The sequence below is a fragment of the Alteromonas sp. KUL150 genome, from assembly GCF_009811475.1.
Lineage (GTDB): Bacteria > Pseudomonadota > Gammaproteobacteria > Enterobacterales > Alteromonadaceae > Alteromonas > Alteromonas gracilis.
In genome coordinates this window covers 1-14,161 of record NZ_BLIJ01000028.1, presented here as the reverse complement: position 1 = coordinate 14,161, position 14,161 = coordinate 1, and the positions used below count along the sequence as shown (strand labels likewise).

Here is a 14,161-nt window from a genome sequence, read left to right as displayed (position 1 = left end):
AATGAGAATAAGTGGTTTAATTGTCGCCTTACTGGTTCTGACAGGATGTCAGAGTTTAACCAGAAACAATGACAGTGCAGGTGAGCCTGAGAAGGTAACGCCTGTAGTGAAGGTAGAGCGCGGTTTTTGTTTGTTTGATGAGCCGCCGCAGAATTTTGAAAATAATTGCGATGCAACCTTTTGGTTAAATACGTGGATTGATGCTGCCAATCAACCTTGGCTAGCGAGAAAGCAAACGTTGAGTGCTTTGAGCAAATCGACCTTCGATACCTTACATGCATACATATTAACGCTGCCTAATGATACGCCTTATCAAGATCGACTAAGAGCGCAATTAGCACTTGATGCTATTGCGAAGGAACTTACCCCGGCAGCGCAAGAGTTAATAAGGGTTGTTGCCGGTGCACAAAACAATCAGGTTATGCAGCTAGAGTCAGCGATGGTTGTGTTAGAGCAAGAGAATACGTCTCGGGGTGAGAAGTTAAAAGTGCTTGAAAAAGAAGTAGATAACCTGCGCAAAAAATTAGAAGAATTGTTGCAAATAGAAGCGACATTGATGGATAAAAACAGGAGTACACAACAGTGAGCGAAAAGGCGAGTAGTAACCCTAACTTATTGTTGGTTGATGATGATAAAAGCTTATTGCGCCTACTAACCATTCGCTTAGAAGGTGAAGGCTATGAAGTAACCGCGGTTGAAGACGGGCAATCGGCATTGCGAAAACTTCAAAATGAAAGTTTTGATGTTGTGTTAAGTGACCTGCGGATGCCAGGCTTAGATGGCTTAAGCCTGTTTGAAGAAATCATGGGGATTAGAAAGGATATTCCAGTGATTCTTATGACAGCACATGGCACGATTGCCGATGCGGTTGCAGCAACACAGCGTGGTGTGTTTGGTTTCTTGCCAAAGCCTGTGGATCATGACGAATTACGGGCCTTGCTGCAAAAAGCACTTAGTCAGTCTCAGGCGGCGCAGCCAGGAGACTGGGCAAAAGATATTATCACCCGTTCTCCAGAGATGCTAAACGTGTTAGACCAAGCGTTTCGTATTGCCAAGCGAGAAGTGTCTGTCCTTATTAGTGGGGCGAGTGGAACGGGAAAAGAATTACTTGCTAATGCTATTCATAAAGCGAGTAACCGCAGTGATAAACCATTTGTAGCGATTAACTGCGGTGCGTTGCCAGAAAACTTGCTTGAATCAGAACTTTTTGGCCATGCTAAAGGGGCATTTACTGGCGCGGTTGCTGCGCACTCCGGCTTGTTTAGAGAAGCGGACGGCGGTACGCTTTTTCTTGACGAAATTGGTGATATGCCAATGACCCTTCAAGTTAAATTATTGCGCGCGCTGCAGGAACGTCAGATTCGTCCAGTGGGTAGCAGCAAGCATGTAGATATCGATGTGCGTATTATTTCAGCAACGCATAAAGATCTTCACAAAGAAATGGAAGAAGGTACCTTCCGTGAGGATCTGTACTATCGCTTAAACGTAGTGAATTTAAAGCTTCCATCACTTAAATCGAGAAGTGAGGACATTCCTCTTCTGGCGCGTTCTCTGTTGCAACAGAGTGCGCAGCGTCATGGCGTAAATGCAAGTCAGTTCTCTGATGATGCAATGCAGCAGCTTGTAACGTCATCATGGCCTGGCAATGTGCGTCAATTGGTTAATGTGGTAGAGCAGTGCGTAGCGTTAACACAAACCCCAGTGATACCGCTTCATTTGGTAGAGCAGGCGCTATCTGCTACCAAGCAAAGCTGGCCTACGCTCACAGAAGCTCGGGATGCCTTCGAGCAACAATATCTGCACAAGCTTCTTAAAATGACCGATGGAAATGTGACGCGTGCGGCAGAATTAGCCGGCAGAAACCGCACTGATATGCACAAGTTAATGAAAAAGCACGAGCTGGATGCAGCTGACTTTAGGTAAGTCAAACAACATCTGAAAACAAAAAACGCATCGTTTAATTCATTTAGCGATGCGCTTTTTGGGTTTTAAGAAAGGACTTATCAATTCTCAGGGGTTTGTGAAAATGATGGTTTCAACAAGTCGAGCGTAATGCTTTAGCTTATTGATTTCGTCTTCAGTAAACTCACGCGCCTGATCATAAAGCAAACAAAGCGTGCCTAGTTCATAGCCATCCTGGTTTCGTAAAATAACGCCCGCATAAGCGCGAATGAACGGGCTACCCGTTACCAATGGGTTATTAGCAAAAAGTTTATCTGCTTTAGCATCCGAAACGATAAGATATTCTTCCTCCGCGATAGCATACGTACAAAATGAAATGTTGCGCGGGGTTTCGGCTACGTCCATACATTGTCTAGATTTAAACCATTGACGGTCTTCTGCTACTAAGCTTACTAGACAAGTTTTACAATCGAATTCAGCTTGTACTTCTTTAGTAAGGGCATCTAGTCGCTCATCGGGCGATGTGTCTAAAATGTTCAATGAATGCAGCGCATCTAGACGTTCTTTTTCATACTGAATATCCATACTCTTCCCTAATTTAAATCAAGCCGAAATAAAAAGCGCCCTAGCTAGCGCTCTAAAGGTTTAGATTAGAAAATATTAATAAATCAAAAAAGCGCATTTTGCGCGGGCTGATACCTTAAAGCAAGATTATTCAGCTTATAGTGTGATGAATAATCGTTATAGATATCAATAAGCTGTTGAGCAAGCCAAGGTGCATCTTTGTTGTCGGGGCGGTGACAGAAGAAATACACGTCTTTTCCTTCTTCTTGCCACTGACACACTTTCTTCACCCAAGGTAATAAACAACGTCTATTATCTTCATCCACATCGTTCCCTACAAAGCGCACAATGGGAGTATTACCTGTAGCAATAACGTTTACGGGAACTCGGGGCTTTTTCTGCCTGACCTCTTCAAGCATCGCACGTCGAACTGTTCCCCCTGCATCTAAAGACCCAGTAAATAGCGCTCGGGTGTCCATAATAATTCTATTTGCACCGTGTCGAATTAAAAGTTGGTTAAGTACTTTTTCTTTATCACCTTTAGCGAAAAACGCCAAGTGTCGCACTTCAACCGCTACGTTTAACTCTTGGGGTAACGCCGCTAAAAAGGTATCCAGAACGGGCAGTTTTTCTGGCCCGAAAGAAGCGGGAAGTTGCAGCATCATTAACCCGAGCTTTTCTCGTAGCGGCCTTAGCAAAGAAAGCTGTTGGGCAACTTCTTCATCACAATACTGCAATTGATGTACATGAGTAATGTTCTGGTGAAATTTAAAAGTAAATCGAAAACCTTCGGGCACCGACTCGCTCCATCTCGCCACAGCATCTTCGTTGGGAAGTGAGTAAAACGTGGTATTACCTTCAACCGTATTACATTCCTTTGCATACAGCGACAACCCATTATCAGACTTGGGGTAGTTAGCAAACCATGAGCTTGGCCAATGGCTGTGTTGCCACATCGGTAACCCAATGTAGAGATTTCCTCGGGATATAGCGGAATTGTGCATATTTGTCATTGGGCTTTATGAAGCATTTGTTTATACTATGCGACCTTTAAATCATTACATTATGCATGTAGTGGGCGGGCCAGCTAATTGGCCAGCAAGTTTACGCGATTTTTGGCAAAGTCTTAAGCCCAAAAGTAAGCGGTTTTGAACGCCAATTCACTGCATGCGAAGCAAGAAAAAACATCAGGGGTCAAGGACCATGCGCACAGATTACTGTGGGAATATCGATTCATCATACATTGGACAAGAAGTTACCCTTTGCGGGTGGGTTAATAAGCGTCGCGATTTAGGCGGTGTCATTTTCATCGACTTACGCGATCGCGAAGGTATCGTACAAGTGGTGTTCGACCCAGATTTACCAGACGTCCTATCGGTAGCTAACACGTTACGTGGTGAATTCTGTATAAAGCTAACGGGTAAAGTACGCGCGCGCCCTGAAGGTCAAGTTAACAAAGACATGCGCACAGGTGAGATTGAGATCTTAGGCACAGGCCTTGAAGTCATCAATAAATCTGACGTGCTTCCATTAGACTGGAACCAGGAAAACTCAGAAGAGCAGCGCCTTCGTTACCGTTACCTAGACCTTCGCCGCCCGGTAATGAGCCAACGCTTACAATTCCGTGCAAAAGTAACCGGTGCTGTACGTCGCTTTTTAGAAGAAGAAGGTTTCCTTGATATTGAAACGCCTATTCTTACTAAGGCAACGCCAGAAGGTGCACGTGACTACCTAGTGCCTAGCCGCACACACAAGGGCGAATTCTTTGCACTTCCGCAGTCGCCACAGCTTTTTAAACAGCTCCTGATGATGTCGGGTATGGACCGTTACTATCAAATCGTTAAATGCTTCCGCGATGAAGATTTACGAGCTGATCGCCAGCCAGAATTTACCCAAATCGATATTGAGACCACGTTCTTAGACGCTGATGGCGTAATGTCTATTACCGAGCGCATGATCCGCGACCTGTTCAACAAAATGCTAAACGTTGACCTTGGTGGCTTCCCGCGCATGACGTATAAAGAAGCCATGACGCGCTTTGGTAGCGACAAGCCTGACTTGCGTAACCCGCTAGAGTTAACCGACGTTGCAGACTTGCTTGCAGACGTTGACTTCAAAGTATTCAGCGGCCCGGCAAACGACCCTAAAGGTCGCGTTGCGGCTATTCGCGTACCAGGTGGCGCGTCGCTCTCGCGTAAACAAATTGATGATTACACTAAGTTTGTCGGTATTTACGGCGCGAAAGGCCTGGCGTGGGTCAAAGTTAATGATGCGGATGCAGGACTTGAAGGCTTGCAGTCGCCAATTCTTAAATTCCTTACGGAAGACATCACTAACGCCATGTTAGAACGTACTGGCGCGCAAAGTGGCGATATTCTATTGTTTGGTGCAGACAGCTACACCGTAGTTACCGAAGCCATGGGCGCACTTCGTCTTAAGCTTGGTGAAGACTTTGAGCTTCTTGAAGGCGAGTGGAAACCACTTTGGGTTGTCGACTTCCCAATGTTCGAAGAGTTTGACGGTCAGCTTCACGCTATCCACCACCCGTTCACTGCGCCTCGTGATTTAACGCCAGAAGAGCTTAAAGCTAACCCTGCTGAAGCCTTATCTGACGCTTACGATATGGTATTGAACGGTGTTGAATTAGGCGGTGGTTCTGTACGTATTCACAATGAAGACATGCAATCTACGGTATTCAACATTCTTGGCATTGACGATGAAGAAGCGAAGAACAAGTTTGGTTTCTTGCTTGATGCACTGCGTTTTGGTGCGCCGCCGCATGCAGGCCTTGCGTTTGGTCTCGACCGCCTGGTAATGCTTATGACTGGCGCGACGTCTATCCGTGATGTGATGGCGTTCCCTAAAACGACCACGGCGGCATGTCCGTTAACATCGGCGCCTAGCCCTGCAAATCCTCAGCAGCTTGAAGAGCTAGCTATTGCAACGGTGAAAAAGCAATCGTAATTTATGGCGTATAAGAAGCCTGAATCTGCACTGGTAGTGTTGTATGACCAACACTACCGAGTGCTGCTTTTACAGCGACAAGACGACCCTACCTTTTGGCAGTCGGTAACAGGCGCATTGGAAGATGGCGAGCTGCCCTTAGAAACAGCATATCGCGAGGTGCGTGAAGAAATTGGCATCGATGCCAAAGCACACGGATTTATGGTTAACGACCACGGTAAGCAAAACAAATATGTTATTCGTAGTCGGTGGCTACACCGTTATCCCCCAGGGACCGTGCACAATACAGAGCACGTATTTTCCCTTCAAATAAACAGCGATTTACCCATTGTTTTAACAGAGCACTTGCAGTACGAATGGGTGTCAAAAGATGAAGCGCTCACGCGTTTATGGTCTCCCTCAAATAGAGAAGCGGTATCTTTGTTTGTACCGAGTGTGCCTTAATGGTTATACTGGGTATAGATCCAGGTTCTCGGATTACAGGCTACGGTTTAATTGCGCGTAAGCAAGGTAAACTGGTGTATGTGGCAAGCGGGTGCATTCGCGTTGGAACGACAGATTTGCCTTCTCGTCTTGCTAACATTTTTACCGGGGTTGGCGATATTATTCGTCAATATAAACCCGACCAGTTTGCTATTGAGCAAGTATTTATGGCGAAAAACCCTGATTCAGCGTTAAAGCTTGGTCAAGCGAGAGGTGCCGCTATTGTGGCAGCCACCCAAGCGCAACTTCCTGTTGCTGAATACAGCGCAAGGCAAATTAAGCAGTCGGTAGTTGGAAAAGGTGGCGCAGATAAAACGCAAGTTCAGCACATGGTCAAACACCTGCTGAATTTAAGCGGCACGCCACAGGCCGATGCTGCCGATGCATTAGCCGTTGCCTTGTGTCATGCACACACCGAACAGAGCCTGATAAACATGGCAGGACAAGCACGAAAAACCGTTCGTGGTCGTTTGCGCTAAACCAGCCTAAAGCTCACGGTTTTACAGAGATAATTCATGATTGGACGAATTCGCGGTACGTTGGCTGAGAAACAGCCTCCGGAAATTCTTGTTGATGTAGCCGGTGTTGGTTACGAAATTCACATGCCTATGACTAGTTTCTATCAATTACCTGCGGTAGGTGAAGAAGTAGTGGTATATACACATTTTGTGGTTCGTGAAGACGCCCAGTTGCTGTTTGGTTTTGCTGATAAAATGGAAAGAGGGTTATTCCGAGAGCTAATTAAAGCGAACGGTGTGGGTCCGAAGCTAGGTTTAGCTATTTTATCAGGTATGTCAGCAGGGCAATTTTTGGCGAGCGTACAAAATGAAGATGTATCTGCGCTGGTAAGCTTACCGGGTATAGGCAAGAAAACTGCAGAGCGTTTAGTGGTAGAGCTGAAAGACCGGTTGGCGAAATTTGGTAAAACGCAAAGCATTACTATGCCGCCACCTAGCAGCGATTTGCTTTCGGGTAACAGTATAGTAGCGTTAAATGACACCCGCGAAGAGGCACAAAGTGCACTGATCGCACTCGGTTACAAACCAGCCCAAGCGAGTAAGCTAGTCGACAGCGTATATAAAGAGGGTATGGAAAGTGAAGCCCTCATTCGCGAAGCATTAAAAGCGGCCATTTAATGGCGTACAGTGAAGATGTCTCCATTGAGATAGGCTATCTTCGCATCACCGTTTAAAGTAGAACTATCATGATTGAAGCCGACAGACTGATTACGCCTGAAGCCAGTACCGAAGACGAGGTCATCGATCGCGCCATTCGCCCTAAAATGCTAGCAGACTATACAGGGCAGCCTCACGTTTGTGAGCAAATGGAAATTTTTATTCAAGCTGCGCGTAATCGCGACGATGCGCTAGACCACCTACTTATTTTCGGTCCGCCAGGACTGGGTAAAACCACGCTTGCGAACATTGTGGCAAATGAAATGGGCGTGAACATTAAAACCACGTCAGGCCCTGTGCTTGAAAAAGCCGGAGACTTGGCCGCACTGCTTACCAACCTTGAACGGAACGACGTATTATTTATCGATGAAATACATCGCTTAAGCCCAGTAGTAGAAGAAATTCTTTATCCTGCTATGGAAGACTATCAGCTTGATATTATGATAGGTGAGGGGCCCGCAGCGCGTTCTATTAAATTAGATCTCCCTCCGTTTACCTTAGTGGGCGCCACAACCCGTGCAGGCTCGTTGACGTCGCCATTACGCGACCGTTTCGGCATTGTACAGCGCTTAGAGTTTTACAACGTAAAAGATCTCACCAGTATCGTTGCCAGAAGTGCGAGCTATCTTAACTTAGAAATGAACGAAGAAGGCGCACAAGAAGTGGCACGGCGCTCTCGAGGAACGCCTCGTATTGCGAATCGTCTACTTCGCCGCGTCCGCGACTATGCAGAAATTAAATCTGACGGTACGGTTGGAGCCGACACGGCTGCTAAAGCGCTAGATATGCTTGACGTAGACAAAGAAGGTTTCGATTACATGGACCGCAAATTGCTTACTGCTATTATCGAAAAGTTTGATGGTGGTCCAGTAGGCTTAGACAATTTAGCGGCAGCCATTGGCGAGGAGAAAGAAACCATAGAAGACGTAATTGAGCCGTTTCTTATTCAGCAAGGTTTTTTACAGCGCACGCCACGTGGCCGTATTGTTTCACAGCGCGCCTACCTTCATTTTGGCTTCGCTCCCTCTGAGTAATTTCCCACTCTATTAGCAATAGAGCAACGTTGTCATTAAAGCCTAACAGGATTGCTGGGCTTTTTTGGGTATTAACCACTGTAAGTCAACGCTCGAATAAGGAATGCGTAGTTGTATCAGTGCCGTCTTACACATGAGTTTTGTGCTGAATTATTGTGAAGCGCAAGCTTAAAGTGGATGGCCGATATAGATTGATAATTCAAGTGCTTAGCTAATATATTTTAGGCAAAAAAAAGCCCGCTCATTGAGCGGGCTAAAACAACAAGTGTTGAAGGAAATAAATCCAGGGAACTCATGTCTAACAGGAGAATATCTCTTGCATGATCGTGCTAAGCACCATCACGCTCTGTACGACTGATGCTGTGCATTATAGGGAGAGCAGAAAAAACTACAATTGAGTAAAATTGTGTTTTTAAATTAGAAAAACTAATGTGTTAACCAAGTGTTTAATATTGGTTTTTATTTGATTAAATGTTAGCTTTGCTGGGGTTTTTAAGCGGTTTTTTTAACTGCATTTTGTCGCGATAAATAGCTAATTTAACTCTGTTTTGGATTATTAATTCTTTAGGTAAAGGAATGTTTATGCATTTACATCAGGTAAGAGTGTACTACGAAGATACTGACGCAGGCGGTATTGTGTATTATGCGAACTACCTAAAGTTTATGGAGCGGGCGCGAACTGAATGGCTTCGCGAGCTGGGGTTTGAACAAGATACCTTGATGGAACAATCCATCGCTTTTGTCGTCAAACACGTTGAAATGCATAATTATGCGCCTGCACGGTTCAATCAGCTGTTGAGTATTGAAACTCGCGTTGTAGAATTGAAAGGCGCTAGTATGACGTTTCAACAAATTATTAAAAATGAACAAGGTGTTACCTTAGTAACAGGAAATATTAAGGTTGCCTGCGTCGATTTGGCAGTTATGAAGCCAAAAAGACTACCACGTATATTGTTAGGGGAAATTTCGCGTGTCATCTGATCTCACTTTTATTGGCTTGTTCCTTCAAGCCAGCTTTATTGTCCAGCTTGTTATGCTTTTGCTATTGAGCGTTTCTGTTGCGTCGTGGACTTTTATATTTCAAAGAAGCAAGGCGCTTTCTGCAGCACGTAACGAAATGCGTCAATTTGAAGATAAATTCTGGTCTGGTGCTGATCTTAATCGTTTGTATCAAGAACTTTCTGCGAGAACCAACCTAACAGGCATGGGCAGTATCTTTTGTTCAGGCTTTAAAGAGTTTGTTCGTTTGCGCAAGTCAAACACCGCAACGAACGGGATCGTCGATGGTACTTACCGTGCTATGCGCGTTTCGATGTCCCGTCAGGTTGAAGAGCTTGAAAGCCGGCTACCCTTTTTAGCCACCGCAGGATCTATTAGTCCTTATATCGGTCTGTTTGGTACTGTTTGGGGGATTATGAATGCCTTCATCGCACTAGGAGAGGTACAACAAGCGACGCTAGCTATGGTGGCACCTGGAATTGCAGAGGCGCTAATCGCAACTGCTATCGGCCTCTTTGCGGCTATTCCAGCGGTGATCGCATATAACCGTTTCAGTCACCAAGTTGAAAAGCTAGAAAATAGCTACGGCAACTTCATGGAAGAGTTTTCTGCAATCCTTCACCGCCAAGCCGTTGCTGCGCAAGCACAACAACAAGCCTAAGCGTTTACAATCCAAACGGAGGACTTGTTATGTATGTAAGAAAACGTCGCAGGCCGGTATCAGAAATAAACGTAGTGCCTTATATCGACGTGATGCTGGTACTGCTTATTATCTTTATGGTTACGGCGCCGCTTATTTCTCAAGGGGTAAAGGTAGACTTGCCTAAAGCAAGTGCGAACCCTATAGAACAAGAGGATACTCCGCCTATTATTGCGTCTGTAGACGTAAAAGGTCGCTATTTTCTTAATGTAGGAGAAGACCAGGAGTCTCCAATTAGCGCAGATGAACTCGGTGCTATTGTAAAAGCACAATTGACCAAAGAGCCTAATACGCCAGTAGTAGTTAAAGGTGACGGACAAGTTGCGTACAACGAGGTCATACAGTTAATGGTGTTATTACAGCAGGCTGGAGTACCTTCAGTAGGGTTGATGACGGATCCGGTTGAGTAATATAGATATGTCAAAACCCGAAGTGTCGAAAAGCACATCAAACGCGAATGCATCCAATAGCGCAAAAGGCGATGTGAAGACGCAAAAGACCAGCAATATAAGCCCAGAACAAATGGGCTTATATAAATCGATTGGCTTGCATATCATTATCGCCGCTCTGTTGCTTATTAGCGTCAGTTTCTCTCCTGAGCCTTTGCCGAGCATGCCGTCGAATGCACCTGTAATTGAGGCGACTTTTATTGATGCCCAAGCGATAGCCGACCAGAAAAAAGCTCAGGCACAAGCGGAAGCACAAGCAAGAGCTGAAGAGCAAGAGAAACAGAGACAAGCGCAAGCGGCTGCCGAGAAAAAACGCCAACAGCAGCTTGCTGCAAAGCGCGCAAAGGAAAAGCGTGAAGCCGAGGCAGCCGAAGCTAAACGTCAAAAAGATCTAGAACGCTTAGCGGCGCAGAAAGAAAAAGAGCGAAAAGAACGGGAAGCAAAAGCGAAAGCCGAGGCCGAGCGTAAGAAAAAAGAAGCGGCTGAACGTGCTGAAATGGAAAGGATCATGCAAGAGCAACTTGCACAAGAGCAAGCTGCTCAACAAGAACGCAGGCGTAAACAGGTACTTACTGAAGTAGAGCGCTACACCGCACTAATTCAGCAAACCATTAAGCGCAACTTGTATTCAGACGATAGCTATAACGGTAAAACCTGTCGCTTAAATATACGACTGGCGACCACAGGTTTTGTGACTAGTATCAAGGTACTAGGTGGAAATGATGCTTTGTGTAGAGCCGCCGAAAGTGCCGTACGTCGGGCTGAAAAACTACCCGTGTCCGATGCGCCAGACGTTTATGAGCAGTTAAAAGACATTACTTTAAAAGTGGAATTATAGTGGTATGAAAAAACTAGGTTTATGGATAGCGCTTATTACGATGGTATTTAGTGCCAAAGTGTTTGCATCCTTAGAAATTGTGATAACCGAAGGCGTCGATAGTGCGCGTCCAATCGGGGTTGTGCCATTTAAATGGAAAGGTCAGGGCAGTATGCCTGGCGATATATCTAAAGTTGTGATGGCGGACTTGATGCGAAGCGGTAAGTTTAACCCGGTATCTGTCGACAAAATGCCACAGTACCCCGAGACTGTAGCGCAAGTGAGCTACACAGCATGGGCAACACTTGGCGTTGATACGGTATTGGTTGGGAGTATTGAGCCGCAAGAGGGCGACCGTTATCTGGTAAGCTACGAATTGATTGATATCTTGAAAGGGCAAGTGGATAACGGTCAGGCGAAAGTGCTCAAAAACGGTAGCTTAGTGGCAAGTAACGACCATGTATTAGCTGCACGTCAGGCGGTGATAAACGGGCGAGATTTTCGACAGTACGCGCATCGAATTAGCGACATAGTGTATGAAAAACTAACCGGGGTTCGCGGCGCGTTTCTTACAAAAATCGCTTACGTCATAGTACGTGACCGCGATACGGTTGAAAAACCGTATCAATTAGTTATTGCAGACTATGATGGTGAAAACGAGACGCGCTTATTATCTTCTCCCGAGCCGCTCATGTCGCCCGTATGGTCACCAGATGGCGAGAAGTTAGCTTACGTTAGCTTTGAGAACCGCAGGCCGCAAATTTTCATCCAAGATATTTATACCAGTGAACGCACTCGAATTACTGATTTTCCCGGAATAAACAGTAGCCCCGTGTTTTCACCAGATGGCAAGCAACTTGCTATGGTTTTGTCGAAAGATGGAAACCCTGAACTCTATGTGATGGACTTAGCGACAAAAAATCTTCGTCGAGTTACACGCAATAGAGCGATTGATACGGAGCCTGCATGGCTACCCGACGGCAGTGGTTTGATATTTAGCTCGGAACGGGGTGGTAAACCCCAGATATATAGCGTAAATTTAAATTCTGGGAAAGTAAGGCGAGTCACCTATGTGGGTGAACAAAACCTTGGCGCTACAATTTCCCCAGACGGCAAGCAAATGGTGATGGTTAACCAAACTAATGGGAACTATCACATTGCCAAGCAGTCTTTGGATGGTGGTTCACCGCAAGTACTGACACGGACGTACTTAGATGAATCTCCAAGTATAGCGCCGAACGGAAGCATGATTATATACAGCACCCTTCATGAGGGCACCCAAGTGTTGTCGTTGGTTTCTCTTGATGGGCGTTTTAAAGCTAGGTTACCAGCAGCCAATGGGCAAGTTAAATCGCCAAGTTGGTCACCATTTTTGTTCTAACAATTTAACGACTAAACAATAAAATTTAAGGATTAGTAGGATGCAAATGAATAAAGTGATGAAGAGCTTCATTATCGCATTGCCAGTAGTGACAATGATGGCATGTTCTTCAGGCCCTAGCGAAGAAGAGTTGGCAGCAGAGCGTAACCGTCTAGCCCAAGAGCAAGCCGCTGCGGAAGCCGAAGCTCGTGAAGCAGAAGCTCAGCGTGTTAAAGCAGAAGCTGCTCAGCGTATGAAGCGTCAAGAAGAAATGGTTCAGCAAGAAATGGAAGCGCTGAAAAACGAACAAACCGTTTATTTTGACTTTGACCGCTCAAGCATTAAGCCAGAGTTTCAACGTATACTAGACAAGCACGCGGCGTTTTTGGTGAAAAACCCAAGTACTAAAGTGACCATAGAAGGTCACACTGACAGCCGTGGTACGCCAGAGTACAACATTGCGCTAGGTGAGCGTCGTGCGCAGTCGGTAGAAACTTATCTACTTAATGCAGGCGTTAGCAGCAGCCAAGTAAACGTTGTTTCATACGGCGAAGAAAAACCAGCAGTGATGGGTTCTACTGAGTATGCATTTGCTCAAAACCGTCGCGGAGTGGTTGTTTACCGCTAATGACTTTTCTTACGAATAAGACATTAAAAATGGGCGTCACGTTATGTGCCGCCCTTGCTGTTTCTACCGCATTCGCGCAAGCGCCGGTGGTAGACGCAAACGGCGGCAGCGAATTAGAGCAGCGTATCGTTGTACTAGAGCGCATTGTTAAAAGTCGAACTGAGATGCAGCATAGGCTGCAAACCCAGTTAGACAACATGCAAATGGAAGTGGATCAGCTACGCGGTGCGGTTGAGGTGAATACCAATGAACTTCAAAAAGTACTAGAGCGTCAGCGTGAGCTTTATCTTGAAATCGATAAGCGCGTAGAAGCACTTAAGCAAAGCGGAGCGTTACAGGGTAGTGCGATGCCTAGTGCTGGCGTTGATTCCGGCTCTGTGAGCTCTCCAGCGTCTTCTACACCAACGCAAGCAGCTCAAGCGGGTGAAGATGAAGCCTACGAAAATGCGGTAAATCTGATCCTTAAGTCTCGTGAGTACGATAAAGCCATTCCTGCATTTCAATCGTTCATTTCACGCTTCCCCAACAGTGGCTATGCGCCGAATGCGCACTATTGGCTGGGGCAGCTGTTGTTTAATAAACAGCAGTGGAGTGAAGCAAGCGAACAATTCAATATCGTTGCTAATCGCTTTACCGATTCGACTAAGCGACCTGATGCCTTACTAAAACTCGGTGTCATTGCAGAGCGGACAGGGGACAGTGCAACAGCACGACAGCTGTTTCAACAAGTTATAAACGAATACCCAGATTCTTCTGCAAAACGTTTAGCAGAATCTAGATTAAATAACTTGTAATGAACAAAGCCTCTTTTAAAGAGGCTTTTTTATTGTTTTATCTTTTTATTTTTTAGGAATATTCTATTTAGACGGCTAAAATCTTCTGCACCAAATCTTGCTTCTATCCGTAACAAATCGAGAAAACTCACCGAAGGCTGGTATAAATACCCAGCGATTTGTTTTCATTTTGACCGTTTAGTCGTAATTTGACAGAAAAATGAAAATAAAAGGACGTTATGGGTTGCGTCGAATAAAAATCTGAGTATTATATGCCGCCGTTGCCAAGACATAGGCAACAACAGGAAAGAAA

At 45.5% G+C, this 14,161-nt stretch carries 16 protein-coding genes; 14 read left to right on the top strand and 2 right to left on the bottom strand.

Annotated elements, in window-relative coordinates:
• Position 1: 1 nt before the first annotated feature.
• Both GVO62_RS05285 and GVO62_RS05280 read left to right on the top strand, forming a co-directional pair.
• Positions 2 to 586 (top strand): hypothetical protein, encoded by a 585-nt coding sequence (locus GVO62_RS05285; RefSeq protein ID WP_159118052.1) that lies wholly within the window; start codon positions 2 to 4, stop codon positions 584 to 586.
• Entirely contained in the window at positions 583 to 1,923 is a 1,341-nt protein-coding gene (locus GVO62_RS05280; protein WP_159118051.1) for a sigma 54-interacting transcriptional regulator, read from the top strand. The genes GVO62_RS05285 and GVO62_RS05280 overlap by 4 nt, the downstream gene beginning before the upstream one ends.
• Positions 1,924 to 2,010: 87 nt before the next feature.
• Here GVO62_RS05280 and GVO62_RS05275 read toward each other — a convergent pair whose 3' ends face one another.
• Both GVO62_RS05275 and GVO62_RS05270 read right to left on the bottom strand, forming a co-directional pair.
• Positions 2,011 to 2,487, bottom strand: coding sequence for a GAF domain-containing protein (locus GVO62_RS05275; RefSeq protein WP_159118050.1), 477 nt, complete (start codon positions 2,485 to 2,487; stop codon positions 2,011 to 2,013).
• An 83-nt stretch (positions 2,488 to 2,570) separates the two neighbouring features.
• A complete protein-coding gene (locus tag GVO62_RS05270; RefSeq protein WP_159118049.1) occupies positions 2,571 to 3,422 on the bottom strand; it encodes a DUF72 domain-containing protein in 852 nt (283 codons plus the stop codon).
• A gap of 247 nt (positions 3,423 to 3,669) precedes the next feature.
• On the opposite strand from GVO62_RS05270, the gene aspS reads away from it, so the two are divergent.
• The 12 genes from aspS to ybgF all read left to right on the top strand — a co-directional run bounded on the left by aspS (position 3,670) and on the right by ybgF (position 13,869).
• On the top strand, positions 3,670 to 5,430 hold the full coding sequence (aspS, locus tag GVO62_RS05265) for an aspartate--tRNA ligase (protein ID WP_159118048.1): 1,761 nt from the start codon (positions 3,670 to 3,672) through the stop codon (positions 5,428 to 5,430).
• A 3-nt stretch (positions 5,431 to 5,433) separates the two neighbouring features.
• Positions 5,434 to 5,874 (top strand): dihydroneopterin triphosphate diphosphatase, encoded by a 441-nt coding sequence (nudB, locus tag GVO62_RS05260; protein WP_159118047.1) that lies wholly within the window; start codon positions 5,434 to 5,436, stop codon positions 5,872 to 5,874.
• The gene (ruvC, locus tag GVO62_RS05255) at positions 5,874 to 6,392 is read left to right on the top strand and encodes a crossover junction endodeoxyribonuclease RuvC (protein ID WP_159118046.1); all 519 of its coding nucleotides are present in this window, start codon (positions 5,874 to 5,876) and stop codon (positions 6,390 to 6,392) included. Before nudB ends, ruvC begins: the two co-directional genes overlap by 1 nt.
• Positions 6,393 to 6,428: 36 nt before the next feature.
• Positions 6,429 to 7,049 (top strand): Holliday junction branch migration protein RuvA, encoded by a 621-nt coding sequence (gene ruvA / locus GVO62_RS05250; RefSeq protein ID WP_120960148.1) that lies wholly within the window; start codon positions 6,429 to 6,431, stop codon positions 7,047 to 7,049.
• A 68-nt stretch (positions 7,050 to 7,117) separates the two neighbouring features.
• Positions 7,118 to 8,122 carry a Holliday junction branch migration DNA helicase RuvB gene (gene ruvB, locus GVO62_RS05245; protein WP_105931901.1) on the top strand — a complete coding sequence of 335 codons (1,005 nt, stop codon included), beginning with the start codon at positions 7,118 to 7,120 and terminating at the stop codon, positions 8,120 to 8,122.
• A gap of 582 nt (positions 8,123 to 8,704) precedes the next feature.
• Entirely contained in the window at positions 8,705 to 9,103 is a 399-nt protein-coding gene (gene ybgC / locus GVO62_RS05240) for a tol-pal system-associated acyl-CoA thioesterase (protein WP_159118045.1), read from the top strand.
• The gene (tolQ, locus tag GVO62_RS05235; protein WP_025254600.1) at positions 9,093 to 9,782 is read left to right on the top strand and encodes a protein TolQ; all 690 of its coding nucleotides are present in this window, start codon (positions 9,093 to 9,095) and stop codon (positions 9,780 to 9,782) included. Before ybgC ends, tolQ begins: the two co-directional genes overlap by 11 nt.
• 29 nt (positions 9,783 to 9,811) lie before the next feature.
• Positions 9,812 to 10,231 (top strand): protein TolR, encoded by a 420-nt coding sequence (tolR, locus tag GVO62_RS05230; RefSeq protein WP_105931903.1) that lies wholly within the window; start codon positions 9,812 to 9,814, stop codon positions 10,229 to 10,231.
• A gap of 7 nt (positions 10,232 to 10,238) precedes the next feature.
• Positions 10,239 to 11,108, top strand: a complete 870-nt coding sequence (tolA, locus tag GVO62_RS05225; RefSeq protein WP_159118044.1) for a cell envelope integrity protein TolA — start codon at positions 10,239 to 10,241, stop codon at positions 11,106 to 11,108.
• Positions 11,109 to 11,112: 4 nt separating this feature from the next.
• A complete protein-coding gene (gene tolB / locus GVO62_RS05220; protein ID WP_159118043.1) occupies positions 11,113 to 12,468 on the top strand; it encodes a Tol-Pal system beta propeller repeat protein TolB in 1,356 nt (451 codons plus the stop codon).
• Between the two features lie 40 nt (positions 12,469 to 12,508).
• Positions 12,509 to 13,075 (top strand): peptidoglycan-associated lipoprotein Pal, encoded by a 567-nt coding sequence (gene pal, locus GVO62_RS05215; RefSeq protein WP_024015998.1) that lies wholly within the window; start codon positions 12,509 to 12,511, stop codon positions 13,073 to 13,075.
• Positions 13,075 to 13,869 carry a tol-pal system protein YbgF gene (ybgF, locus tag GVO62_RS05210; protein ID WP_159118042.1) on the top strand — a complete coding sequence of 265 codons (795 nt, stop codon included), beginning with the start codon at positions 13,075 to 13,077 and terminating at the stop codon, positions 13,867 to 13,869. Before pal ends, ybgF begins: the two co-directional genes overlap by 1 nt.
• Positions 13,870 to 14,161 lie beyond the last annotated feature (292 nt).

What these genes read in the sequence shown, in the direction of transcription:
- tolB (WP_159118043.1), top strand. Translation starts at nt 11,113, where the DNA reads ATGAAAAAACTAGGTTTATGGATAGCGCTTATTACGATGGTATTTAGT.
- pal (WP_024015998.1), top strand. Translation starts at nt 12,509, where the DNA reads ATGCAAATGAATAAAGTGATGAAGAGCTTCATTATCGCATTGCCAGTA.
- aspS (WP_159118048.1), top strand. Translation starts at nt 3,670, where the DNA reads ATGCGCACAGATTACTGTGGGAATATCGATTCATCATACATTGGACAA.
- ruvC (WP_159118046.1), top strand. Translation starts at nt 5,874, where the DNA reads ATGGTTATACTGGGTATAGATCCAGGTTCTCGGATTACAGGCTACGGT.
- ruvA (WP_120960148.1), top strand. Translation starts at nt 6,429, where the DNA reads ATGATTGGACGAATTCGCGGTACGTTGGCTGAGAAACAGCCTCCGGAA.
- GVO62_RS05285 (WP_159118052.1), top strand. Translation starts at nt 2, where the DNA reads ATGAGAATAAGTGGTTTAATTGTCGCCTTACTGGTTCTGACAGGATGT.
- tolR (WP_105931903.1), top strand. Translation starts at nt 9,812, where the DNA reads ATGTATGTAAGAAAACGTCGCAGGCCGGTATCAGAAATAAACGTAGTG.
- ybgF (WP_159118042.1), top strand. Translation starts at nt 13,075, where the DNA reads ATGACTTTTCTTACGAATAAGACATTAAAAATGGGCGTCACGTTATGT.
- ruvB (WP_105931901.1), top strand. Translation starts at nt 7,118, where the DNA reads ATGATTGAAGCCGACAGACTGATTACGCCTGAAGCCAGTACCGAAGAC.
- GVO62_RS05275 (WP_159118050.1), bottom strand. Translation starts at nt 2,487, where the DNA reads ATGGATATTCAGTATGAAAAAGAACGTCTAGATGCGCTGCATTCATTG.
- nudB (WP_159118047.1), top strand. Translation starts at nt 5,434, where the DNA reads ATGGCGTATAAGAAGCCTGAATCTGCACTGGTAGTGTTGTATGACCAA.
- ybgC (WP_159118045.1), top strand. Translation starts at nt 8,705, where the DNA reads ATGCATTTACATCAGGTAAGAGTGTACTACGAAGATACTGACGCAGGC.
- tolA (WP_159118044.1), top strand. Translation starts at nt 10,239, where the DNA reads ATGTCAAAACCCGAAGTGTCGAAAAGCACATCAAACGCGAATGCATCC.
- GVO62_RS05270 (WP_159118049.1), bottom strand. Translation starts at nt 3,422, where the DNA reads ATGTGGCAACACAGCCATTGGCCAAGCTCATGGTTTGCTAACTACCCC.